Raw genomic sequence first — 22,321 nt, forward strand, 5'->3', positions numbered from 1 at the left:
CGGTCAGACCCCGCTCGCGACCTGGTCGGCGGGCCGCCCGGCCGGCGTCACGGCGGCCCGGCCGGCCCGGCGCGCGGTGTGGAGGGCGGCGGCGAACAACAGCAGCGCGTTGCCGCCGTGCAGCAGGCCCGCGATCGGCAGGCCGTGGCCGGCGTAGCCGAGCGTCACCTGGACGGCCACCAGCACCAGGACGAGCGCGGCGAACTTGACCCCGCCCGGCACCTTCGCGAAGAACGACGAGATGAGCAGGAGCAGGGCGAGGACCGGGACCAGCAGACTGCCGTTGATCCCGTGCACGATGATCCCGGCGACCTCGGTGAACGGCACCTGCTCGCTCTCCATCACCGACTTGTCGAAGACGCCGCCGCCGTCGACCCAGGCGTCCAGGCCGGCCACCGCCCACGCGATCATCATCGCCTGGACGACGACCTCGGCCGCTATGGCGTACGCCAGGACCTTGTAGACCGTTCGCATGACCGTGCTTCCCCTCGCCTCGGCTGTGTGGTGCCGTCAGCGTCCGGGGAGGGGTGTCCCGGTGTCACGGGACGATGTCCCGTCCCGGTCGGGAGGTTCAGCGCGGCTCAGACCCGCCCAGCCCGGCCTCGCGGGCGCGCAGGATGGCGCCGGACCGGTCGGCCACGTGCAGCTTCATGATCACGTTCGAGACGTGGTTGCGCACCGTCTTGCCGCTGATGCCGAGCCGCCGGGCGATGGCCGTGTTGTCCATGCCGCGAGCCAGCAGCCCGAGGACCTCGTGCTCGCGCTCGGTCAGCTGGGGAAACGGCGACGCCACCGCCGCCCGGGCGAAGTGGCCGAGCAGCTTCGCGGCGACCCCGGCACCGAAGACGGCCTCGCCGCGGGCCACCGCCCGCACCGCCGCCACGATCTCCTGCGGGCCGGAGCCCTTGAGCGCGTACCCGTAGGCGCCCGCGCGCAGCGCGGCGAGCACGTTCTCGTCGTCGTCGAACATCGTGAGGATCAGCGCCCGGGTGGGCAGCCCGGCCGTCCGCAGCCCGGCCGCGACCGTCAGCCCGTCGCCGCCGGGCATGTTCACGTCCAGCACCGCGACGTCCGGCGCGTGCTCGGTGGCGGCGCGCAGCGCATCCGCACCGGTCGCCGCGACCGCGACGACGCTCATGTCCTCCTCGGCGTCGAGCAGCGCCGTCAGCCCCGACACGAACATCGGGTGGTCGTCGGCGACCAGCAGCCGGATCATCTCGTCCTCCCGCCCGGGGGCAGCGGCAGGTGTGCGTGCACGAGGGTGCCGCCCCCGGCCGTGGAGCCTATCGACCATTCGCCGCCGACCTCGGCGGCGCGCTCACGCATCGAACGCAGGCCGACCCCGTCCGGCCGCGCCGGGTCCAGCCCCCGGCCGTCGTCGGCCACCGTCACCTCGACCGAGTCCGGACGCCGGGCGATGAGCACCGTGCACGAGGTGGCGCCGCTGTGCCGCGCCACGTTGGTCATCGCCTCCACAGCGATGCGGTACGCCGCCGTCTCCACCGCGGCCGGCAGCGGCGCCGCCGCGGCGCCGTCCTCCTCGCCGCGGACCTCGATGGCGACCGCGCCGCCGAGCGCGTCCGCCCGGGACCGCACCGCCCCGACCAGGCCGAGCTCGTCGAGGGCGGGCGGCCGCAGCGCCTCCACCAGGCGCCGCACGTCGGTCACCGAGGCGGTCGCCTCGGCCGAGATCTCGGCGAGCAGCGCGTGCGCCGCCGAGCCGGCGGGCACGTCACGGGCGGCCAGCTCGGCCTTCAGCCCGATCGCGGCCAGCGTCGGGCCGAGCCCGTCGTGCAGGTCCCGGCGCAGCCGCCGCCGCTCGTCCTCCCGCGAGGCGACCACGTCGGCCCGGGACCGCACCAGGTCGTCGTGCAGCCGCACGGCCTGCACCGCCACGCCGGCCTGCCGCGCGAGCGAGCCGAGCAGCGCCACGTCCGCCGCGTCGAGCGGGTCGTCGCGCCCGCGCGCCGACACCCGCAGCCGGCCGACCGACCGCCGCTGATAGTGCAGCGGCTCCACGTGCACCGGCTCGGTCGGCACGCCGTACTCGGCGGCGGGCTGGAAACCGCCCGCGCCGTCCGCGAGGTCGATCGCCGCGTACGGCACGCGCAGCGAGCGGGCCACGGTCTGCACCACCGCCGGCAGCACGTCGGCCGGCAGCATCGCCGAGCCGAGACGCGCCCCCAGCCGGTCCAGCGCTCCGGCCGGGTCGTGGCGGTCGCCGTACATCAGCCGGTCGACGGCCCGCTGCGCGGCCGTGCGCAGGGGAGCCAGCGCGACCGCCGCCGCGGCCGCGGCCAGGGCGGCCGCGACCGTGTCCGACAGGTGCAGGCCGCTGACCAGCAGCGCCACCACGATCGCGTACCCGGCCACCAGGACGGCGACGGTCGCGGCGTACACCAGGGACCGGTTCGCCAGCCGCTCGATGTCGAACAGGTACTGGCGGCGCAGCGCCACCCCGATCGCGGCGACGAACGGCAACCCGGCCAGGCCCAGGTCGCCCCACGGCAGCAGCTGGTCGCCGGTCACCAGCTGCGGCAGGTGCCAGCCGAGGATGCTGAGCAGGGCCGCGGCAGCGCCGCCGCCGCCGAGCCAGCGCAACCGGCTGCGCATCAGCGGATCCGGCACCGCCCGGTAGGCGACCACGCCGGACACCGTGCTGACCAGCAGCGCCACGGCGGCGACCGCCGTCTGCCCGCTGTGCACCAGGGCCAGCCAGCGCAGCTGGTTCGGCGCGAGGAGGCCGGCGATCGCGGTCCAGGCCAGCATGACGGCGAGCGGCCCGGCGTACGCGATCCGGACGGCCCGGCGCCCGCCCCAGGGGTGCCCGCCGACGACCGTCAGCGAGAAGGCGAGCAGGCCGCCCCAGGCGACGGAGTAGACGCCGACGGCGTTGAGCTGGAACAGCCAGAACACCGGGCCGCCGGTGGCCAGGGCGAGCGCGGGGAGCCCGGCGACCACGACGGCGGTGCTGCCGAGCAGGCCGGCCCCGAGCACCAGCAGCGGTCCGGTCGACGGTTCCTCGGGGCGGCGGACGTAGCACGCGGCGGCGAGCACGGCCAGGGCGAGAACGAAGACGAGGTTGCCCCACGCCTGGCCGGCCAGCGCCCGGATCGCCGGCCGTTCGACCCGGACGACCGGCGCCTGCGCCGAGCCGTCCCGGGCGACGTCGTAGGGGATCGCGGCGCCGGGCTCGGGCCGCTGCAGGGTGCCGAGGCCGTCGGCGAGGCGGTGCCCGCCGATCGAGGTGACCAGGTCGCCGGTGCGCAGGGGGGTCCCGCCGGGGTCGGGGACCACGACGACGACGGCCTCGGGGCGCAGCGCCGACCAGCCCAGCGGCAGGATCGTCCCGTCGCCGGTGGCGTCCAGCCGGACGGCGACGCCGACGACGCCCAGCACGGCGATGACGATCGCCACCACCGCCGGGCTGCGGCGCGACCGCCGCACGGGAGCGGACACGTCGTCATCATCGCCGATGAGGCGCCGCGGAGTCTGCCGGACGGTCGGTCAGAACGCAGCGGAGGGCGCACCCGCGAGGCGCTTCTCCAGGGGCGTGCGGAACCGGGGCGTCACCCGCACGCCGTCCAGCCAGCCCGACAGCTCCCCGGCGGCCGCCGCCACCGCCGCCCGGACCGGCGCGGGCACGTCCTCCAGCAGCTCCACGGCGGCGCCCCCCGCCGGTGGGCAGCCCCATCCGCCGATCACGCGCCCGTCGGACCACACCGTCGGGCCGGCGTTGCCGGTGCGGTCGAACAGCTCGGGGGCGTGCTCGCCGAGGTACCACTCCCGCGAGACCCAGCCCATCATCGTCGGGTCGAGGCCGGGCAGCAGCGCCACCCACGGCGGCGGGGCCTCGACCGGGTCGACGTCGTCCGGCAGCACCCAGCCGCTGTCGCCGCCGTCGAGCGTGACCTCGACCGCCTCGACCGCCCGCAGCGCGGCGCGGGTGTGGGTCACCGTCCAGCCGGTCCACCACTTGAGGTCGGCGAGGGTGCCCGGACCGTACCGGGCCAGCCAGGCCCGGACCAGCTCGGCCCGCGCCGCGGCCGGGTCCGGCTCCGGCAGGTCGGCGCCGAGCCACGCGGCGGCCGGCGACCACACGTACTGGCTGCTCAGCCACGACCCGACCGGCCGGCCGCGGACGATGCGGCCGTCGGCCGAGAGCAGGAACAGCACCCGGCTCGTCGCATACTGGCTGCCCTGCGGGAACGCCAGCTCGGTCCGCAGCCGCGGCTCGTCGGCGGCCAGCTGGGCGGCGGTCGCGCTGCCCCGGGCCACGAGCGCCGCATACGTCGAGGCCTCCACCTCGGCGAGCCAGTCCGCGTCGCCGACCCCGCACTCCCGCAGCTGCTTGACCAGCAGCTGCCGCTGGGCGGCGGCGATCGCGCGGGTCGCGGCGGCCTGCACGACCGGCGCGAACCCGACCGGCACGACGAACATCGTGCGTCGCATGCCGAGCATCCGCAGCAGCGTCCGATCTTGGTACAACGCGTGCTCGACGCCCTCGACGAGCGGGGTGTGCAGGCGCGCGGCGATGGACAGGTGGACGGTGGCCGCGTCGGTGGCGTGCAGGGCGACCAGGCCGGTGGCGACGTCGGCCGGGCCGTGGCCGGCGGTGACGGGCCCGGCCAGGCCGTGCCGCCAGGCGAGCCTCGCCCGTCGCTGCGCGGTGTCGATGTGCGGTTTCACGGCCCTATTTGTACCGCACTGTCAGTGCCGCAGCCGCCACCCGCTGCCGTCGCCGTCGGTCATGCTGCCGTCGGCGAGGGCGGGATCGGCGAGCGCCGGCCACCGCGCGGCGGGCGGGTGTCGCAGCAGCCGCCCGGCCGTGTCGTGCAGCCGGCCGAGCAGCAGCCCCGCCTCGGCGAGGAACTCGGCGAGCGCGCCCACCCCGGCGGCGCTCGCGGCCGGAATCGCCAGCGGCACGGCACAGGCCGAGATCGCCGCGGCCAGCCGCACCGCGAGCGCGGACACCGCCACCCCGAGGGCGGCCCAGAACACGCTCAGCGCGACGGCGAGCTCCCGCAGCGCCGACGCGACCGCCGTCGCCGCCCCGGCCGCCTCGGCGAACGCGGCCCGCTGGGTGCGCAGCCCCTGCAGGTAGGCGTCGGCGGCCGGCCCGGTCCACCGGTCGTCGGCCCGCAGCGTGTCGGCGCCGAGGCGCTCGCCCCGCCGGGTCACCAGCGCCGCGGCGGCGGACCAGCGCTGCGCGGCCCGCCACAACGCGGCCGGGTCGCCGGGGTCGCGCAGCAGCGCCGCGAGCCGCTCCCGCACGTCGCGGACGAGCCCGTCGAGGTCGGCGTCGTCGCTGAGGTCGGCGAGCCGCCGCGCCAGGCGCAGCACGTCGTCGACCGCGACCGGCGTCACCATGTCTGGCGCAGGCGGTGCACGGCTGCCGCCTCGTCCCGTTCATACGCGGCGGCCGCGGTCTGCAGGGCGATCGCCGTCGCCGCGCAGGCTGACGCGCCCGACGCGAGCAGTTCGGTGGTCCCGTTCATGCACGCGGCGAAGTGCCCCGCGGCGCCCGACAGCTCGGCCGGCGTCAGCGACGGCAGCCGGCAACCGGACAGGTCGGCGGCAGCGGCCAGCCACGCGGCGGCGTCGTCGCGCAGCGCCGCGACCGCGGCGGTGATGGTCTCCGGCGTCGGTGGTGGCATGCCCACCATCCTCGGCGGCCCGCCCGAACGCCCGGAAGACCGGATCGCCGCCTGTGGATAACTAGGCGTCGTCCTTGCGCCGCCAGGAGTCCACGTACAGGGCGATCAGGATCAGCACGGCCACCGCGAGGCCGAGGATGATCCAGACGAATACGGCATTGCCCCCCATGCATCGACGGTACCGAGGAGTCCCGATGCGCGGCGTCGCACGCACGAGTGACTTGGTAGCGTCGGCGGCGATGACCACAGATTTCGTCCGCGCGAACACCCGCCTCGCCAAGGTCCCCCTCGTCCCGGAGGTGCTGCTGCACCAGGCCGACGAGGCGATCGAGCTGTGGCAGCGCACCGAGTCCGACCGGGGCGGGGCGCAGCTGCCGCCGCCGTTCTGGGCGTTCGCGTGGGCGGGCGGGCAGGCCCTGGCCCGGCACGTGCTCGACGAACCGGCCCTGGTCGCGGGGCGGCGGGTGCTCGACCTGGCCGCCGGCTCCGGGCTGGTGGCGATCGCGGCGATGCTGGCCGGCGCGGCCGAGGTGACCGCGGTGGAGATCGACCCCCTGGCGGTGGCCGCGATCGAGGTCAACGCGGCCGCCAACGCCGTCGCCGTGACGCCGCTGCTCGCCGACGTGCTCGACCAGCGGGTCGACGCGGACGTGGTCCTGGCCGGCGACGTCTTCTACAGCCGGGAGATGACGGCCCGCATGCTGGGCTTCCTGCGCCCGGCCGCGGCGACCGGCGCGACGGTGCTGGCCGGCGACCCCGGCCGGGCCTACCTGCCGCGGGAGCACCTGACGCTGGTGGCCGCCTACGACGTGCCGGTGCCGCAGACGCTGGAAGACACGCCGGTCAAGCGAACCACCGTCTGGCGTGTGAATCCTTAGACTCTGCGGCGATGTCCACCCTCTCGCCGTTGCCGCCGCCCTCCGGTGGGCTGGCCGATTTCACCGAGGGCTGGCTCGCCAACCGGCGGCTGTCCGCACACACCCGCGCCGCGTACCGCCGCGACGTGCACCAGTTCCTCGCCTGGTGCGCCGAGCGCGGCGTCGACCCGGTCGCCGCCTCGTTCCTGCACGTCAACGCCTACGGCCGGGACCTGGAGTCCACGGTGGACGGACGGACCGGCCGGCCCCTCGCCCCGGCGAGCGTGGCCCGGAAGCTGTCGGCGCTGTCGAGCTGGTACCAGTTCCTGGTGCGGCTGGAGGTCGTGTCGAACAACCCGGTCGGCGGTGTCGACCGGCCCCGCGTGGCGCGGGACGTGTCGTCGACGGTGGGGCTGTCGGCGGGCGAGGTCGACGCGATGCTCGCCGCCGCGGCCCGGCTGTCCGGCCCGACCGCCGACCGGGACCGGGCCGTCCTGGCCCTGCTGGCCGACCTGGGGCTGCGGGTCGGTGAGGTGGTCGCCCTCGACCTGGGCGACGTCGGCGTGGAGCGGGGGCACCGCACGGTCCGGTTCACCGGCAAGGGCGGCCTGCCGCGGCGGCGGGCGCTGACCCCGGCCGCGGCGCACGCGATCGACACGTTCCTGGCCCGCCGCGGCGACGAGCCGGGGCCGCTGTTCACCACGGCGACGGGCGGGCGGGTCGACCGGCACGCCGTGTTCCGGCTGGTGCGGCGGCTGGCCCGGGACGCGGGGGTGCCGGCGTGGGAACGGCTGTCGCCGCACTCGCTGCGGCACGCGTTCGCGACCGCGGCCCGCGACGAGGGCGTGCCCCTGGAGGACGTCCAGGACGCCATGGGACACGCCGACCCGCGCACGACCCGCCGCTACGACCGGGACCGCCACAACCTGGACCGCGACCCCGCGTATGCGCTGGCCGCGGCCCGGGCCCGGCGCGGTCACACCAGTTCGTCGTAGTGCTCGTGCAGCTCGGCCGACACGTCGGCGCGGCCGAGCTGCCGCAGCGTCCACAGCGACGCGAGCAGCGCGGGCCGTTCGTCGCCGCGGTCGAGGGCCCAGGCGGCGTGTTCGAGCAGCAGCGCGGCGGTGAGCGCGTGCCCGAGCCGCAGCGACAGTTCCCGCGCCCCGGCGAGGACCCGCGGGTCGCGCGGGTCGGCGGCGGCGGTCTCCACGTCGGCGGCGAGGCGCCGGGCAGCGGCGACGACAGCCTCCGCGACGCCGGGCAGCCCGTGCACGGCGGCGTCGGCGGCGGCCTCGAACCGGCGCAGCAGCGGCCGGGCCCCGTCCGCGGAGGTGAGTGCGCGCAGCACGTCGACGGACAGCACGTTGGTGGTGCCTTCCCAGATCGGCAGGACCTGCGCGTCGCGCAGCAGCCGGGGGATGCCGGTGTCCTCGACGTATCCGGCGCCGCCGAACGCCTCCAGGTACTCGCCGGCGGCGGCCGGCGCGAGCCGTCCGGTGGTCAGCTTGGCCAGGGGCGCGACGAGGCGAAGTTCCGCGGCGGCCTCGGCGTCGCCGTGTTCGGCCCGGCCGAGCAGCGCGAACGCGTGCGCGGCGAGCGCGAACGCGCCGGCGGTGTCGACGGCGAGCCCGCCGAGGGTGGCGCGGTGCAGCGGGTTCGCGGCCAGCAGCCCGCCGGCGACGGTGCGCTCGGCGGCGTAGCTGCGCGCGTACTCGAGGCCGCGGCGCATCCCGCCGGCGGCCGCGGCGGCGTTGTGCAGCCGGGTCACCACGACGAGCGTCATCATCGTGTGCAGGCCGGGCCGGTCGGGGTCGCCGACGGGGTGGGCGGCGACGTCGTCGAGGCGGACCTCGCCGGTCGGCACGGCGCGGGTGCCGAGCTTGTCCTTGAGGCGCAGCACCTGCAGCCCGGCGGCGGGGCTGACGCCGTCGCCGGCGTAGCGCGGCACGAGGAACGGCACCAGGTTGCGGCTGCCGGGGCCGGCGCCCTCGGGCCGGGCCAGGGCGATCGCCATCGCCGAGTCGATCGCGGAGCAGAACCACTTGTCGCCGGTGAGCCGCCACCCGTGCGGGGTCCGGCGGGCGGTCGTGGTGGACCGGGCGATGTCGGACCCGCCCTGGGACTCGGTCATCCACTGGCCGCTGGTCACCGCCACGGCCGGATCCGTGCTGGTCAGCTTGTCCAGCCAGTCCCGGTGTACCGCGTGTGCCGCGCCCGGCAGCGACAGCAGCGCGGCCGCGCCGTCCGCCATGGCGACGGGGCAGCTGAACGTCGCCGACTCCGGCCCCCACAGGTGCAGCAGGGCGTGCTGCACGACGCGGGCGCCGGCGCCCCACGTGGCGCGGCTGTCCGCGAGGTACGGCAGGGCGACGACGCCGTGCCGGGCGGCGGCGTCGCGCTGGGCCCGCCACCCGGCGGCGGTGTCGACCCGCTCGATCCGGTTGCCCCACGCGTCGAACCGGGTCAGCACGGGCGGGTGCGTCTCGGCGTCGTGGTGCGCGGCCCGCAGCGGCCCGAGGACCTCGGCCGACAGCTCGGCGAGGCGGCCCTTGGCGGCGGCGTGCCCGGCGTCGCCGAGGAGCCGGTCGAGCCAGCCGCGCAGCTGCGGGTCGGCGCTGTAGGGGTCGCGGAGCGTCGGCGGCTGCTGCGTGAAACGCGTCATACCCCCGAGGTTACCGTCCGGTAATCCGGCGCACACCAGCCCTCACGTGCGGGCTCGCACAGGGCTGTCACGGGGCTCGCACGAACGCTCGCAGGGACGCTCGCAGGGACGCTCGAACGAAGGCTTACACGAGGCGGAGCTGCCCGCCGGTGCGGGCGGCCGGCCCGAGGTCCCCGGTGCGGTGGTGGCGCCGGCACAGCACCTGGTAGCGCACGTCGGCGGGGGTGTCGTCGTCGCTGTCGTCGGTGTCGCCGATGACGACCTGGTCACCCTCGCGGGCGATGGCGCCGTCGACGATGCGGGCGTTGAGCAGGCCGGGCCGCCCGCACCAGCACAGCACCTCGACCTGGACCCGGGTCACCTCGTCGGCCAGCTCGAACAGCCGCTGCGCGGCCGGGAAGAGGCTGGTGCGGAAGTCGGTGGCCAGCCCGAACGCGTACACGTCGACGTCGGAGGTGTCGACGAGGTCGGCGAGCTGCTCGATCTGCGCGACGGTGTAGAAGCTCGCCTCGTCGCAGATGAGGTAGTCGACCCGGATCCCGCGCGCCCACCGGTCCCGCACGAGCAGCCGCAGGTCGAGCCCGGTGTCGACCTCGACCGCCTCCTTGCCCAGCCCGATGCGGGTGCTCAGCCGCCCGGGCCCGGCCCGGTCGATGGTGGTCAACACCAGCCCGTGCCGGCCCTGCCGGGCGTGGTTGTAGTCCATCTGCAGCGCAAGGGTGGATTTGCCGCAGTCCATCGGCCCGTAGAAGAACTTCAGCGAGCCACCGCGCCGCAGCCGGCTGTCGCCGGCGGCCACGCAGGAGTCGGGGTCGGAGTCGGTTGGGGTCACGACGGCGAAGCCTACTTCAGCCCACCTCCGCCGGCGCTGCGACGGCCTCGGGCGCCCGCAGCGGCCGGGTGGCGCCCGCGACGAGCACCGCCACCACCTGCAACGCGGCGACGACGAGCAGCGCCCGCAGGACGGTGACGTGGTCGCCGACCATGCCGATGAGCGGCGGCCCGGCGAACGACGCCAGCTTGCCCAGCGTGGAGATGACGGTGACGCGGGCGGCGGCGTGGGCCGGGTCGTCGGCGCCGGCGCTCATCCCGACGGGGTAGCCGAAGGCGGTGCCGACGCCCCACAGCGCGGCGCCGGCCAGCGCGACGGGCAGGTTCGGCCCGAACACGAACAGCAGCAGCCCGCCGATCGTGACCGCGCCGAGGGTGCGCAGGACCGCGACGCGGCCGTACCGGTCGAGCAGCACGGCCCCGAACCAGCGGGTGGCGGTGGTGGCGGCCAGGTAGACGGCGTAGCCGAGGCTGCCGAGCGCGGCGGTCGCGCCGTGCCCGTCGATGAGCGCGACGCCGATCCAGTCGCCGGCGGCGCCCTCGGCGAACGCGAACGCGAGCACGAACAGCCCGATGAGGACGGTCCGCGGTTCCCGCCAGGCGCGGCCGCTCGCCGGGGGCGGCGCGTCCCCGCGCGGCTGTTCGGGCAGGTAGTCGCGGGCGGCGAGCGGCACGGCCACGGCCACGACGAGCGCGACGGCGCCGAGGTGGGCGGTGACCGGCACGTGCAGCGCGACGAGGCCGGCGGCGAGCCCGGCGCCGACGACGGTGCCGGCGGCGAACGCGGCGTGGAAGCGGGGCATGACGGAGCGGCCGATCCGCCGCTCGACCTCGGCGCCCTGGACGTTCATCGCGACGTCCCACACGGAGACGGTGAACCCGATCGCGAGCAGCCCGGCGACGAGCACCCACCGCCCGGTGACGTCGCCGAGGCCGGTCACGTCGCTGAGGCCGGTGACGAACAGGCCGGCGCCGGCGAGGGCGCCGGTCGCGGCGACGGTGCGCCGCTGGCCGTGGCGGGCCAGGATCGGCCCGGACAGGGGCCGGGACAGCAGCGACCCGGCGGCGGCGCCGAGCAGGACCCAGCCGAGCGCGGCCGGGGTCAGGTGCAGGTGGTCGCGCAGCTGCGGGATCCGGGCGACCCAGCTGGCCAGCAGGAACCCGCAGGCGGCGAACACCACGTAGGTGGCGCGGGCGGCGGTGGTGATGCTCGTCATGAGCTGCGCTGGACCAGGGTGACCGGGAACCGCTCGCGGTAGCCGACCGGGAGGGTGCCCTCGTTGAGCAGCAGGCGGGTCGCCTCGGCCGCCATCTCCTCGACCGGGACCCGCATCGTGGTCAGCGGCGGGTTGGAGCAGACGGCGGCGAGGCTGTCGTCGAAGCCGACGACGCTGACGTCCTGCGGGACGCGCCGGCCGGTCTCGGTGAGGGCCTGGACGGCGCCGGCGGCCATCACGTCGCAGGCCACGAAGACGGCGTCGACGTCGGGGTGGCGGGCGAGGAGGCGGCGGGCGGCGGCGTGGCCGTCCTCGCGGAGGAACTCGCCGCCGGGGATGCCGAGGTCGTCGAGGCCGAGCGTGCGCACGGCCCGCTCGTAGCCGGCGCGGCGGTCGGCGGCGCAGGTGGTGGCGTCGGGGCCGTGGATCGCGGCGACGCGGCGGCGGCCGAGGCGGTACAGGTGCTCGACCGCGGCCTGCGCGCCGCCGACGTTGTCGGCCTCGACGGCCGGGACCGCCGGTGCGGTCGCGACGACCGACACGACGCGCCGGCAGCGGCGGTGGAAGCGGGCGGCGAGGTCGGGCGGGACGTTGGTCAGCACCGCCCCGACGGTGGCGTCGGCGGCGATCGCGTCGATGGCCTCGCCCGAGCCGACGGCGTGCAGGCGCAAGTGGACGTCCTGGCCCTCCAGGACCGACAGCACGCCGGCCAGGACGCGGCTGTAGTAGGGGTCGGTGCCGAGCCAGCCGCTCTCCGGGGTGAACTTGACGGCGACCAGGTCCAGGGCCCGCGGCCGGCCGGAGGCGAGGGCCCGGGCGGTCTGGTTGGGCAGGTAGCCCAGTGCCGTGACGGCCTCGTGCACCCTGGCCCGCAGCGGCTCGGAAGCGCCGGGCACGTTGTTGATCACCCGGGAGACCGTCGCCCGGGACACCCCGGCGACCCGGGCGACGTCCTCGATGGTCGGCTTTGACCTGTTCACGCTCGGGAACAATACGCGCGAGAGCGCTCTCACGAGAAGCGGCGGGTACCTTTTCGACCATGACGTGGGTGTGGTGGGTGTTGGCGGTCCTGGTCACGGCGTTCACGCTCGTGCGGCTGTCCGGACTCGAGCGGGGCACACCCCTCGTGCAGCTGATGGCGTTCACGCCCTACGCGGCCGGCGGGGCCCTGGCCGCGGGCGCCGTCGCCGCGTTCACCGACCCCGCCCCGGCCGCCGTGACCGCCGGGGCCGGGCTGGTGCTGGCCGCCGTCGTCGTCCCGCGGACGGTGCCCAGGCCGCTGCCCGCCGGCGGGCAGCGGCTGCGGGTGATGACCGCGAACGTGCTGTGGGAACGCGGCGACATGGCGGCGCTGCTCGAACAGGCCAAGACCGACGACGTCGACGTCCTCGCCCTGCAGGAGGCGAACACGTCGGACCTGGAGGCGTTCGACCGGGCCGGCGCCGACGGGCTGCTGCCGTTCCGGGCCCTGCACCCGGCACCCCGCGGGCGGGGGACGGCGCTGTTCAGCCGCCACCCGCTCGACGGCGAGCCGGTGGTGCGCCGCTGCCCGAGCGGTATCCAGCAGGTCCGGGCGACGGTGCTGGTGCCGGGCGCCGGGCCGGTCGTGGTCGAGTCGGCCCACCCGTGCGCCCCGCACTCCGGCGGCACCGGATGCTGGGCCCGGGACCTCGCGGACCAGCCGGCCGCCGGCGACGGCCCGCTGCGGGTGCTGCTCGGCGACTTCAACGCCACCCTCGACCACGGCCCGCTGCGGCGGCTGCTGCGCCGCGGCTACCGCGACGCGGCCGCCGAGCGGGGCCGCGGCCTCGTCCCCACGTGGCCGTTCGCGATCGTGCCGCGGCCGCTGCACCTGCTCGCGGTGACCCTCGACCACGTCCTCGTCGACCGGCGCATCGGCGTGCGGGACGTCGCCGTGCGGCCGGTCCCCGGCAGCGACCACCGCGCCGTCGTCGCCGAGCTGGCCCTGCCTACAGCTTGACCGGCGGGGTGTTGCCGGCCTGCTCGATCGCCCGGCGGATCGGCACGGCCAGCAGCGCGAAGAACCCGACGACGAAGAACACCAGCAGCGAGATGATCGCCACCCGGTAGCTGCGGGTGGTGTCGTAGGCCAGCCCGAACAGCAGCGGCCCGAGCCAGCTGGTGCCCTTGTCGGAGATCTCGTAGAGGCCGAAGTACTCGCCCTCCTTGCCCTTCGGGATGAGCTGCGAGAACAGCGACCGCGACAGGGCCTGGCTGCCGCCGAGGACCAGGCCGATACCGCCGCCGAGCGCGACGAACGGCACCGCCTGACCGCCGGGCAGGAAGTACGCGATGACGATGATCACGGTCCACAGCACGAGGCTGAGCAGCAGCGTCTTCCACGCGCCGATCCGCCTGGCCATCCAGCCCAGCAGCAGCGCCCCCGCGAACGCCAGGAACTGCACCATGAGGATCGTCGGGACCAGCACGTCGTCGGACAGCCCGAGTTCCTGGGTCCCGTACTGGCTGGCCAGGGCGATCACGGTCTGGATGCCGTCGTTGTACACGAGGTAGGCGACGAGGAAGAACAGCGTCAGCGGGAACGCCTTGAGGCTCTTCAACGTGTGCCACAGCTGCCGGAACCCGTCGGTGAGCACCGACCCGGTCCCGGCGCCGACCGCCGGGTCGACGACGACGGGCCGGTTGCGCAGCCGCAGCAGCGGGATGGTCGTGAACCCGGCCCACCACAGGCCGGCCGAGACGATGCTGTACCGCGCGACCTCGCCGGTCGTCATCCCCAGCGAGTCCTTCATGAGCACGGCGACGACGTTGACGAGCAGCAGCAGCCCGCCGCCGAGGTACCCGAACGCCCACCCGAAGCTCGACACCCGGTCGCGGTCCTCCTCGTTCGCCAGCTGCGGCAGGAACGAGTTGTACACGACGACGGACGCGCCCATCGAGATGTTCGCGATCAGGAACAGCCCGGCGCCGAGCAGGTACCGGTCGCCGGTCAGGAACAGCATCGCCGCCGTCGCGCCCGCCCCGATGTAGGCGAACAGCGCCAGGAGCTCCTTCTTGCGCGCCGAACGGTCGGCGACGGCGCCGACGACGGGCAGCACGAACACGGTGAGGAACACCGACAGTGACACCGCGTACGGGAACAGTGACCCGGGGGCGATCGCGATGCCGAGCGGCCGGATGACGGCGTCGTCGCAGGCGTCGCCGTCGCAGCCGGCGGCCTTCTCCGCGATCGACGTCAGGTACGGGCCGAGGAAGACGGTCACGACCGTGGTCGAGAACGCCGAGTTCGCCCAGTCGTAGAAGTACCAGCCGACCCTCTCACGGCGGGTGCTGAGCTGCTCTTCCTCCACTGTGGACGTGGACACGGCTGCCTCTTCCAGGGACGGCGGGGTCAGGTCCAGATGCCGCGCCGCACGTACACGTCACGCAACACCTCGATGTGATCGGTCATGATGCCATCAACACCGAGGTCGAGGAAGTGCTCGATCTGCGTGGCGTCGTCGATGGTCCACAGGTGCACCTGCAGCCCAAGCCGGTGGGCGTAGCCGACGAAGCGCGGCGTCGCCAGCGGGATCCTGCCGTACCGCGGGGGAATCTGGATCGCCACGACACTGTCCGGCAGCCGCACCGCCCTCCCGGCCTTCGACGCCAGCCAGAGCCGCGCGACCTCGCTCATCCCCAGCGACGTCGCCACCCGCGGCCCGGCCGCCGCCCGCATCCGGGCCAGCCGGGCGGAGGAGAACGAGGCGAGCAGCACCCGGTCCTCGGCGCCGGCGCGGCGCACCACGTCGACGGTGGGCCCGGCGGCGGCGTCGGTCTTGGCGTCGATGTTGAACCGGGTCTGCGGCCAGGCCTCCAGGACCTCGTCGAGCCGCGGCACCGCGGCGGCACCCCCGACCCGTTCGCTCGCCAGGTCCGCCCACCGTAAGTCGATCATCCGACCCGGACGTCCCAGGAGCCGCCTGAGCGTGTCATCGTGGAACACGACCGCGACCCCGTCGGCGGTGGCGTGCGTGTCCGTCTCGATGTACCGGTAGCCGAGCTCGACCGCACGGGCGAACGCCGCTGTCGTGTTCTCGTCACCGGCCGCCGCACCGCCACGGTGGGCGAAGCCCAGCGGTCCTGGCTGGTCGAGGTAGGGGACGTCACGCTTCACGTCGGCCAGTATGCAGTGATCTTCGGGCAAGTTGGGGCAACGGCGGGTTACGGCAGGCTTGACGGCCGACGCAAAGCGTGGAACGGCAAAGGTAGGGTGACGCACATGCGCGTGCTCGGCATCGACTTCGGCACGTCGAACACGGTCGCGATGATCCGCCAGGACGCGCGGATGCGGCCGTTGTTGTTCGACGGTTCTCCTTTGCTGCCCTCTTCCCTGTATTTCAACGCCGACGGGAAGGTCCTCGTCGGCCGGGACGCCGAGCGCAACGCTCGGCTCGACCCGGCCCGCTTCGAGCCGAACCCGAAGCGGCGCATCGACGACGGTGAGGTGTTCATCGGCGACCATTCGATGCCCGTGCCGCGCCTGTTCGCGCACGTGTTGTCGCAGGTGAACACGGAGGCCCGGCGGCAGCTCGGCGGGGCGCCGGAGGAGGTGCGCATCACCCACCCGGCCCGCTGGGGTGAGCGGCGCCGGTCGCTGCTCACCGAGGCGTCGCGCATCTCCGGCCTGGGCACGCCGCGGCTGATCGCGGAGCCGGTCGGCGCCGCGTCGTACTTCACGGCGGTGCTCGGCTCCGCCGTTCCGGTGGGCCGCAGCCTGGCCATCTACGACCTGGGCGGCGGCACGTTCGACGCGACCGTGGTCCGCCGCACCCAGTCGGGGTTCGAGGTCCTCGCCGAGGACGGCCTGCCCGACGTCGGCGGTCTCGACTTCGACCACGCGATCGTGGAGCACCTCGGCAAGACGTATTCGACGAGCCACGCGGAGAAGTGGGCGTCGCTGTCGAACCCGACCGACGCCTCCGACCGGCGGCTGCGCCGCATGCTCTACGAGGACGTCCGCGGCGCCAAGGAGATGCTGTCGCGGACCGCGTCGACCGACATCCACCTGCCCTCGATGGAGATCGACGCGCACCTGACCCGGGAGGAGTTGGAGACCCTCGTCCGGCCCCACCTGGAGCGCACCGTGCAGTGCCTGTCCCGGGCGATCGAGTCGGCCCGGCTGTCGCCGAAGGACCTCGTCGGGATCTTCCTCGTCGGCGGGTCGTCGCGCATCCCGCTGGCCGCGCACCTGATCCACACCGAGCTCGGCGTGGCCCCCACGACGCTGGAGCAGCCGGAGACGGTCGTCGTCGAGGGTGCCCTGTGCATCGGGGTCGCGGGGGCGCCGGTGCGCACGTCGGGCACGCCGCAGCAGTTCACGCCGCGGCCGGCGGGCGTGCCGCAGCGCCCGCCGGTGCAGGCCCCGCCGCCGGTGCAGCGTCCGGTGGCGCCGGTCGCGCACGCGCCGGTGTCGGCCACACCCATGTCGGCGACGCCGATGTCGGGGGTGCCGGTGTCGCCGGCCGTGCAGCGCCCGCCCGTGGCCCCGCCGCCGGTCCAGCGTCCGGTGACCGCGCCTGTGCAGCGCCCACCGGTCCAGCCTCCGGTGCAGCGTCCGGTGACGCCGCCCCAGCCGGTGTACCGCCCGCAGCCGGCCCCGGTGCCGCAGCCGGTCGTCCCGCAGCGTCCGGGACCGTTCCCGCCGCAGGCGGCGCGGCAGGCGCCGGTGCAGCCGGAGGACGCGACGGAACGCAACTGGATGGCGGTCATCGTCGTCGTCCTGGTCCTGGTCGCGATCCTGTTCGTCGTCCTGCTCTGGACGGCCTTCTAGCCGACGCCGAAAAGGGCGCCCCCGGTCGAAGGGGGCGCCCTTTTTCGCTGTCCGCTCAGCCCTGGGGGGCCCAGAACGTGGCGAGGCTGCTGGTGGCCGGGTCCTCGGAGCCGAGCAGCAGGCTCCACGGGTCGCCGCCGTCGGGCACGCCGCTGCCGTCGTAGTCGGCGAGGTCCGCCGCCTGGGCGGGCTCGCCGGGGCCGACGGCCGGGTCGAACTCGGCCTCCTGCGGGCCGCCGATCACGTCGACGTCGGTCCACGGGAACCCGTCGACGGGCTCGGGCGGGTCCTCCAGGTGCAGCTCGGCCGGGAACGGCACGTCGTGCCACGCCGGGTCGTCGGCCCCGGCGTCGACGTCGGGGTCGACGCCGAACACCGGGTCCTCGGCGGCCTCCACCGTCTCGACGCTGTCGACGTCCTCGACATGGAGCTGCTCGGGCTCGCCGGCGTCGCCGGGGTCCCCGGCGTCGTCTGTGCCGGCGGTTTCGACGGCGGTTTCGACGGCGTGGTCGTAGTCCGCGGCGGCGTGCTCGGTGCCGAGCGGCTCCTCCAGGTCGTGCCCCAGGTCGTGCCCCAGGTCGTGGTGCTCGCCCCCCAGGTCGTGCCCCAGGTCGCCGTGGTCGAAGCCGGCGTCGCCGAAGTGGCCGTAGTCGGCGCCGAAGTCGGCCGGTCCGCCGCCGTCACCGCCCAGGTCGGCGGTGTCGGCGTCGTCGCCGTCGGACCATTCCCAGTGCCCGTCCATGTCGTGTCAACCCCCTACGCTTCGGCCGGGTCCGCGGCGGTGTCGCCGGGCGCGTTCGGTGTGAGCGCCCGGATCCGCACGAGGACCTCGTCGACCTGCTTGATCCGGGAGCGCAGCGCCTCCCGTTCGGTGTTGAGCGCGGCCTTGCGCTTGGCCCGTTCGGCCTTGTCCTCGGCGAGGGACTTGTCGATGGCGGCGATGTGCGCGTCGAGCTGCTTGAGCCGCCGTTCGATGGCCTCGTCGAGGGCGAGGGTCAGCGCGTACTGCAGGTCGGTGAACCGGTGCATGATCTCGTCGGACAGGGCGGCGCGGGCCTCGCCGAGGACCTCCCGCAGCCAGGTGCGGGTCTGCACCTTGTCCGTCATGCTCTTCCGCTTGAAGATCATGTACGCGCCGGCGGCGAGGCCGAGACCGATGCCGATGACGGGGATGACGAGCCCGGCCCCGGCGATCCCGGCGAGGCCCATCGCGCCGGCGCCGGCCATCGCGCCGCGGCCGGCCATCATCGCCATACCGGCCGAGGACATGACGACCATGGCCCCGTCGCCGTTGCCGCCGTCGCGGCGCGGTTTGGTGCCGAGGGCGTGGCGCAGCTTCGCGTTGAGCTGCCGCAGCACGTGCTGCAGCTCGTTGGGGTGGAACACCTGCGCGAGGACCCGCTCGCCGACCTTGCGGAACCGGAACTCCAGGTCGTGCGACAGCCGCACGGACAGCGCGTACAGCGCCTTGTCGACCTCCTGGGGCAGGTTCTGGATGTCGCCGCGCCCACCCTTGTCGATCTTCTCCATGAACTGTTCCTGCAGCTGCGTCACGTAGTTACGCAGCCGCGTGGTGGCCTCGACCCTCGCCCGCTGGGTCTCGGTCGACAGCGCCAGGGACCACTGACGCTGTTCGGTCCGCTTGCGGGTCGCGACCCGGGCGCGTTCCTCCTTCGCCCGTTCGGCGTCGGCCGGGTCGGGGTCGGTGGCCTTCATCCGGTCACCGACCTCCTGGTCGATGCGGATGTACTCCGAACGCACGGACCGCAGCACGTTGGCCTGCTGCAGCAGGTGCCCCTTGCTGGCCAGGTCGATGAGGGCGTGCTGGAGCTCGGCGATGCGCGACTCGCGGATCAGGTCGCCGGCGGCGTCCTTCGGCATCTGCATCGCCAGTTCGGCGAGCCGGGCCGAGACGGGGAACCACGGCGCGGACCCGAACCGGGGCGCGTGGGTCTGCAGCTGGCCCTTGTTGTCGGCGAGGATGGTCCGCCAGCCCGGGTAGGCGTCGACCTTCGTCAACGCGAACAGCACGAAGTTGACCTTCTTGCTGGCCTCGATGAGGAAGTTCATCTCCGGCTTCGAGAACGGCGAGGACGAGTCGACGACGAACAGCAGGGCCGTCGCCTTCTCCACGGCGTCCATGGCGACCTCGGCGTGCATCGAGTCCAGGCCGCCGGTGCCGGGGGTGTCGATGAGCGTGAGGTACTGCAGCAGCGGCGCGGAGTGGTGCACCTCGATGCGCCGGGGCGGGCGCATCCCGTCGGGCAGCCGGCCCAGGACGGTGCCCCAGTCGCGCAGGTCGCCGAGGCCGAGCGGCACCGGGTCCTCCCGGCCGGGAATGTACGCGCGGGCGCCGTGCTGCTTGTTGTGCGTGAACTCCAGGTACGACGCGGTCGCGACGGCCGCGTCGACCGGGGACAGGTTCGGCACGCCCATGAGCATGTTCGTCAGGGAGCTCTTGCCGCGTTTCGTCTCGCCGACGACGACGATCCGCGGCCGCTGCACGTCACGGCGCCGTTCGGTGTCGACGTCCGCGGCCGCGTCGGGGTCGATCTTGCGCAGGTAGGCGAGGCTGCCGTCGACGCCGGCCTTGAGCAGCTTCCCGAGCGCCTGGGTCGCGTCGGCCGGCTTCTTCCCGGCGCCGGCCGGCGCCGCGTTGGAGGTCTGCGTCATCGCTGCTGCCCTTTACGTGGTTGCTGTGTGACGGTCTGGTGCGCGCCGGTGGGCCCGCCCGCGGTGCGGGGGGCCTGGTAGACGGTGACGATCGGCGCCCGCAGGACCCGCCCGTCCCGGTCGACGTAGCCGGGGACCTCCACGGCGGAGATCTGCCCGACCTGGCTGGGGTCGCTGGCGGGGGTGGTGCCGCCGGCCTCGTGGTGGGCCGGGTCGAACCGCACCCCGACCGGTTCGAGGACGGTGACGCCGGCCTCGGCGAGGGCGGCGCCGAGCCGGTCGCCGAGGGCCTTGCTGGTGACCCGGTCCCGCACGTAGATGCAGGCCTGCACGAGCGCCCGCCGGTCCGCGTCGGCCGCACCGCCGCCGGCGGGGGCACCCCGCCCGGCCTGGCCGGTCTGGCCGGCCGCTGCGGGGGCCTTGCGGGAGGACAGCAGCAACAGCAGCAGCAGGGCCGCGCCGAGGAACAGGGCACCGGCGAACGCGACGAGCGCCGGCTGGAACCCGAACGACTGCTGCTTGTCGCAGGCAGGCACGGTCTGCGCCTGCGGCTGCCCGGCCGGGGCGGTGCTCTGCTGCTCCGGCTGCTGCTTCGGGGTGCTGCCGCCCATGGCGTCGCCGATCCCGACCCCCGCGGCGGCGCCGCCGCCGTCACCGGCGGGTGCGGAACTGTGCCCGCCGCCTTGCGCGCCGGGGGTCACGGTGACCGCCGGGCAGTCGGGCGCGCCGCTGAGCAGGCCGGTCGCCGCGCCGGTGAGCACCGCGACGAAGAGCGCGACGGCGACCGCGACGAGACGCAGGCTGTTGGAGGACATCTTCGGCTCCTGGGGGTGGGGGCCACGAACAGGGGACACGGTGGGCATCTGGGCTGTGTTGCGGCTACCGGGCATGCGCCTGACCGCCGCGGATGCGCTGGGACAGCAGGTAGAAGCCGCGGTGCGCGACGAGCGCGACCCGCGACTGGGACGGGCTGGCCCCGGCGACGGCGTAGGCACGCCAGCGGGTCGCGGCGTCCAGCGCGGCCCGGACCATCTGGTCCCGGTCGGCCTGCGGCAGGTTGAGGATCCAGCCGGGGTCGTTGGACAGCGCCAGCCGGGTCAGCTCGCCCTCCATCTGGTCGGGCAGGTCGACGGCGCCGGTCGTGACCAGCTGCGCGACCTCCAGCAGCCGCAGCCGGTGCGACTCGGGCTGCTGCAGGACCCGTTCGATGGCGTCGCGCAGCAGTTCCCGGTCGTGGGGCCGCTCGGCATGGCTGGCGATCTTCTCCAGGCTCGACAGCGCCCACCCGGCCTTGATCGCGTCGGTGCGCCACCGGAACGCGTGGTCGAGGGTCTGCCGCAGCCGCGGGAACCCGGACGCCTGGAACAGCATCCGCACCAGCTCACCGGTGGCGAGGGTCGGCTTGTCGACCAGCTGGGCGATGGCGAAGCTGATCCCGTACAGGTCCAGCAGCCGCAGCAGCCGTTCCCGGGCCTCGCGGGTGATGCCGCAGTCGCGGGTGGTGAACAGGTCGACGGAGGCGAGCAGCACGGTCCGTTCGCCCTGCGGGAGCGCGGCGAGCTGCCGCAGCGCCTCACAGTCGGCGGCGGTGAGCCGGCCCGCCTCGGTCGTCTCGGCCAGCAGACCGACGACCGGCACCACGTCCGACACGACCCGCCGCAGCACCTTCGACTGGTCACCGGCGAGCGGCGCGACGATCGGCCACGGGTCCTGCCCGCCGCCGGCGAGCTTGTCGACCTTGTTGAACAGGCCGAGGGAGTTGATCGGGTTCGACGACAGCCGCGCCGACACGGACCGGAACGCCTCCAGCGCCTGCACGTCGTCCTCACGGACCGACTGCGTGAACACGTAGATGATCGCCTCGGCGCCGGACAGCGCCCCGGCGGAGTCGGAGTCGAGGTCGTCGTCGATCGGCGCCTCGGTGAACAGGAACCGGCGGGCCTGGTCGGACACGGCCGTGTTCGCCGACGACAGGCCGGGGGTGTCGACGACGGTCAGGTCCCGCAGGTGGTCGCTGGTGAGAGTCACGTCGACGTAGGCGACCTCGTGCCGGGCGACGCCGAGCCGCTGCGGGATCATCCCGGCCTCGTCGAGGGGCAGGCTGACCCGGGCCCCGTTGCGTTTCACCACGTCGACCCGGTCGGACGTGCCGTACCGGAACTGGGTCACGATCCGGGTGCACTCACCGACCTCGGTCGGCGCGACCCGCCGCCCGATGAGCGCGTTGACGAGCGTCGACTTGCCGGACTTGAGCCGGCCGGCGATCGCCACCCGCAGCGGTTCGCCGAGCCGCCGCCGCACGTCGATCACCTGGGCCTGGGCGGCACCGCCGAGGCGGTTACCGACCTCGGCGCACAGGTCGGCGACCCGGGAGCTCAACGGTCCTGGAGCCACGGCGTCAGCTCCGGCTCTGCGTCGCCGCGGCCGTGCCGTCGGCCGTCGGAGCAGGTCTTGATGCACGGACGGACAGACTGATCGCCGACTGCGCGAGGCCGGTGGGTTCAGCCACAATGCCGACGTACCCTCGGGTGTCCAAGGGGTGGACCTCGCTCATTATTCGCTCCTGGGTGCAATCAGTACCGTCATGTCACGCACGTACGGCACACACATTACGAATATCCTGCGCGCGC

The 22,321-nt window shown here is 74.8% G+C and carries 20 protein-coding genes; 4 read left to right on the forward strand and 16 right to left on the reverse strand.

The window, feature by feature from the left end:
- Window positions 1-3: 3 nt before the first annotated feature.
- The 6 genes from IEZ31_RS21925 to IEZ31_RS21950 form a co-directional block, all read right to left on the reverse strand.
- Complete coding sequence (locus tag IEZ31_RS21925) at window positions 4-474, reverse strand: hypothetical protein (RefSeq protein WP_190251802.1); 471 nt, start codon at window positions 472-474, stop codon at window positions 4-6.
- 97 nt (window positions 475-571) lie between these two features.
- A complete protein-coding gene (locus IEZ31_RS21930; protein WP_190251803.1) occupies window positions 572-1,216 on the reverse strand; it encodes a response regulator in 645 nt (214 codons plus the stop codon).
- Window positions 1,213-3,459 carry a sensor histidine kinase gene (locus tag IEZ31_RS21935; protein WP_190251804.1) on the reverse strand — a complete coding sequence of 749 codons (2,247 nt, stop codon included), beginning with the start codon at window positions 3,457-3,459 and terminating at the stop codon, window positions 1,213-1,215. Before IEZ31_RS21935 ends, IEZ31_RS21930 begins: the two co-directional genes overlap by 4 nt.
- A gap of 48 nt (window positions 3,460-3,507) precedes the next feature.
- Window positions 3,508-4,689, reverse strand: coding sequence for a winged helix DNA-binding domain-containing protein (locus tag IEZ31_RS21940; protein WP_190251805.1), 1,182 nt, complete (start codon window positions 4,687-4,689; stop codon window positions 3,508-3,510).
- 21 nt (window positions 4,690-4,710) lie between these two features.
- On the reverse strand, window positions 4,711-5,370 hold the full coding sequence (locus IEZ31_RS21945; RefSeq protein ID WP_190251806.1) for a hypothetical protein: 660 nt from the start codon (window positions 5,368-5,370) through the stop codon (window positions 4,711-4,713).
- Window positions 5,364-5,657: a hypothetical protein gene (locus IEZ31_RS21950; RefSeq protein WP_190251807.1), complete on the reverse strand. Its 294-nt coding sequence runs from the start codon at window positions 5,655-5,657 to the stop codon at window positions 5,364-5,366. The genes IEZ31_RS21945 and IEZ31_RS21950 overlap by 7 nt, the downstream gene beginning before the upstream one ends.
- A gap of 239 nt (window positions 5,658-5,896) precedes the next feature.
- Here IEZ31_RS21950 and IEZ31_RS21955 point away from each other — a divergent pair, with 239 nt between their 5' ends.
- Window positions 5,897-6,535: a class I SAM-dependent methyltransferase gene (locus IEZ31_RS21955; protein ID WP_190251808.1), complete on the forward strand. Its 639-nt coding sequence runs from the start codon at window positions 5,897-5,899 to the stop codon at window positions 6,533-6,535.
- Window positions 6,536-6,546: 11 nt separating this feature from the next.
- Window positions 6,547-7,509, forward strand: coding sequence for a tyrosine-type recombinase/integrase (locus IEZ31_RS21960; RefSeq protein ID WP_190251809.1), 963 nt, complete (start codon window positions 6,547-6,549; stop codon window positions 7,507-7,509).
- Here IEZ31_RS21960 and IEZ31_RS21965 read toward each other — a convergent pair.
- The 4 genes from IEZ31_RS21965 to IEZ31_RS21980 form a co-directional block, all read right to left on the reverse strand.
- A complete protein-coding gene (locus IEZ31_RS21965; protein WP_190251810.1) occupies window positions 7,491-9,176 on the reverse strand; it encodes an acyl-CoA dehydrogenase family protein in 1,686 nt (561 codons plus the stop codon). The two genes, IEZ31_RS21960 and IEZ31_RS21965, sit on opposite strands and share 19 nt — an antisense overlap.
- Before the next feature lie 124 nt (window positions 9,177-9,300).
- A complete protein-coding gene (locus IEZ31_RS21970) occupies window positions 9,301-9,975 on the reverse strand; it encodes a thymidine kinase (protein ID WP_229835743.1) in 675 nt (224 codons plus the stop codon).
- A 49-nt stretch (window positions 9,976-10,024) separates the two neighbouring features.
- A complete protein-coding gene (locus IEZ31_RS21975) occupies window positions 10,025-11,224 on the reverse strand; it encodes an MFS transporter (RefSeq protein WP_190251811.1) in 1,200 nt (399 codons plus the stop codon).
- Window positions 11,221-12,204 carry a LacI family DNA-binding transcriptional regulator gene (locus tag IEZ31_RS21980; protein WP_190251812.1) on the reverse strand — a complete coding sequence of 328 codons (984 nt, stop codon included), beginning with the start codon at window positions 12,202-12,204 and terminating at the stop codon, window positions 11,221-11,223. Before IEZ31_RS21980 ends, IEZ31_RS21975 begins: the two co-directional genes overlap by 4 nt.
- Window positions 12,205-12,263: 59 nt before the next feature.
- On the opposite strand from IEZ31_RS21980, the gene IEZ31_RS21985 reads away from it, so the two are divergent.
- Window positions 12,264-13,205: an endonuclease/exonuclease/phosphatase family protein gene (locus IEZ31_RS21985; protein ID WP_190251813.1), complete on the forward strand. Its 942-nt coding sequence runs from the start codon at window positions 12,264-12,266 to the stop codon at window positions 13,203-13,205.
- Here the strand turns inward: IEZ31_RS21985 and IEZ31_RS21990 are convergent.
- Both IEZ31_RS21990 and IEZ31_RS21995 read right to left on the reverse strand, forming a co-directional pair.
- Window positions 13,195-14,571 carry an MFS transporter gene (locus tag IEZ31_RS21990; protein ID WP_229835724.1) on the reverse strand — a complete coding sequence of 459 codons (1,377 nt, stop codon included), beginning with the start codon at window positions 14,569-14,571 and terminating at the stop codon, window positions 13,195-13,197. The genes IEZ31_RS21985 and IEZ31_RS21990 overlap by 11 nt on opposite strands.
- A gap of 26 nt (window positions 14,572-14,597) precedes the next feature.
- On the reverse strand, window positions 14,598-15,362 hold the full coding sequence (locus tag IEZ31_RS21995; RefSeq protein ID WP_229835725.1) for a glycerophosphodiester phosphodiesterase family protein: 765 nt from the start codon (window positions 15,360-15,362) through the stop codon (window positions 14,598-14,600).
- Between the two features lie 105 nt (window positions 15,363-15,467).
- Between IEZ31_RS21995 and IEZ31_RS22000 the strand changes: the two genes are divergently transcribed.
- A complete protein-coding gene (locus IEZ31_RS22000; RefSeq protein ID WP_229835726.1) occupies window positions 15,468-17,018 on the forward strand; it encodes an Hsp70 family protein in 1,551 nt (516 codons plus the stop codon).
- Between the two features lie 55 nt (window positions 17,019-17,073).
- On the opposite strand, the gene IEZ31_RS22005 is transcribed toward IEZ31_RS22000, so the two are convergent.
- From IEZ31_RS22005 to IEZ31_RS22020, 4 genes are all read right to left on the reverse strand, one after another.
- On the reverse strand, window positions 17,074-17,760 hold the full coding sequence (locus tag IEZ31_RS22005; RefSeq protein WP_190251815.1) for a hypothetical protein: 687 nt from the start codon (window positions 17,758-17,760) through the stop codon (window positions 17,074-17,076).
- Window positions 17,761-17,774: 14 nt separating this feature from the next.
- On the reverse strand, window positions 17,775-19,691 hold the full coding sequence (locus IEZ31_RS22010) for a dynamin family protein (protein WP_190251816.1): 1,917 nt from the start codon (window positions 19,689-19,691) through the stop codon (window positions 17,775-17,777).
- Window positions 19,688-20,506, reverse strand: a complete 819-nt coding sequence (locus IEZ31_RS22015) for a nucleotide exchange factor GrpE (protein ID WP_229835727.1) — start codon at window positions 20,504-20,506, stop codon at window positions 19,688-19,690. Before IEZ31_RS22015 ends, IEZ31_RS22010 begins: the two co-directional genes overlap by 4 nt.
- A gap of 64 nt (window positions 20,507-20,570) precedes the next feature.
- On the reverse strand, window positions 20,571-22,085 hold the full coding sequence (locus IEZ31_RS22020) for a dynamin family protein (protein ID WP_190251817.1): 1,515 nt from the start codon (window positions 22,083-22,085) through the stop codon (window positions 20,571-20,573).
- Window positions 22,086-22,321 lie beyond the last annotated feature (236 nt).

Source organism: Dactylosporangium sucinum (assembly GCF_014647515.1).
GTDB classification, from domain to species: Bacteria; Actinomycetota; Actinomycetes; order Mycobacteriales; family Micromonosporaceae; genus Dactylosporangium; species Dactylosporangium sucinum.

Excerpts from the sequence above, each read along its gene's own strand:
- IEZ31_RS21965 (WP_190251810.1), bottom strand. The coding sequence starts at position 9,176 with ATGACGCGTTTCACGCAGCAGCCGCCGACGCTCCGCGACCCCTACAGC.
- IEZ31_RS21975 (WP_190251811.1), bottom strand. The coding sequence starts at position 11,224 with ATGACGAGCATCACCACCGCCGCCCGCGCCACCTACGTGGTGTTCGCC.
- IEZ31_RS21985 (WP_190251813.1), top strand. The coding sequence starts at position 12,264 with ATGACGTGGGTGTGGTGGGTGTTGGCGGTCCTGGTCACGGCGTTCACG.
- IEZ31_RS22005 (WP_190251815.1), bottom strand. The coding sequence starts at position 17,760 with ATGGACGGGCACTGGGAATGGTCCGACGGCGACGACGCCGACACCGCC.
- IEZ31_RS22010 (WP_190251816.1), bottom strand. The coding sequence starts at position 19,691 with ATGACGCAGACCTCCAACGCGGCGCCGGCCGGCGCCGGGAAGAAGCCG.
- IEZ31_RS21930 (WP_190251803.1), bottom strand. The coding sequence starts at position 1,216 with ATGATCCGGCTGCTGGTCGCCGACGACCACCCGATGTTCGTGTCGGGG.
- IEZ31_RS21925 (WP_190251802.1), bottom strand. The coding sequence starts at position 474 with ATGCGAACGGTCTACAAGGTCCTGGCGTACGCCATAGCGGCCGAGGTC.
- IEZ31_RS22000 (WP_229835726.1), top strand. The coding sequence starts at position 15,468 with ATGCGCGTGCTCGGCATCGACTTCGGCACGTCGAACACGGTCGCGATG.
- IEZ31_RS21950 (WP_190251807.1), bottom strand. The coding sequence starts at position 5,657 with ATGCCACCACCGACGCCGGAGACCATCACCGCCGCGGTCGCGGCGCTG.
- IEZ31_RS21955 (WP_190251808.1), top strand. The coding sequence starts at position 5,897 with ATGACCACAGATTTCGTCCGCGCGAACACCCGCCTCGCCAAGGTCCCC.
- IEZ31_RS21960 (WP_190251809.1), top strand. The coding sequence starts at position 6,547 with ATGTCCACCCTCTCGCCGTTGCCGCCGCCCTCCGGTGGGCTGGCCGAT.
- IEZ31_RS22015 (WP_229835727.1), bottom strand. The coding sequence starts at position 20,506 with ATGTCCTCCAACAGCCTGCGTCTCGTCGCGGTCGCCGTCGCGCTCTTC.
- IEZ31_RS21945 (WP_190251806.1), bottom strand. The coding sequence starts at position 5,370 with ATGGTGACGCCGGTCGCGGTCGACGACGTGCTGCGCCTGGCGCGGCGG.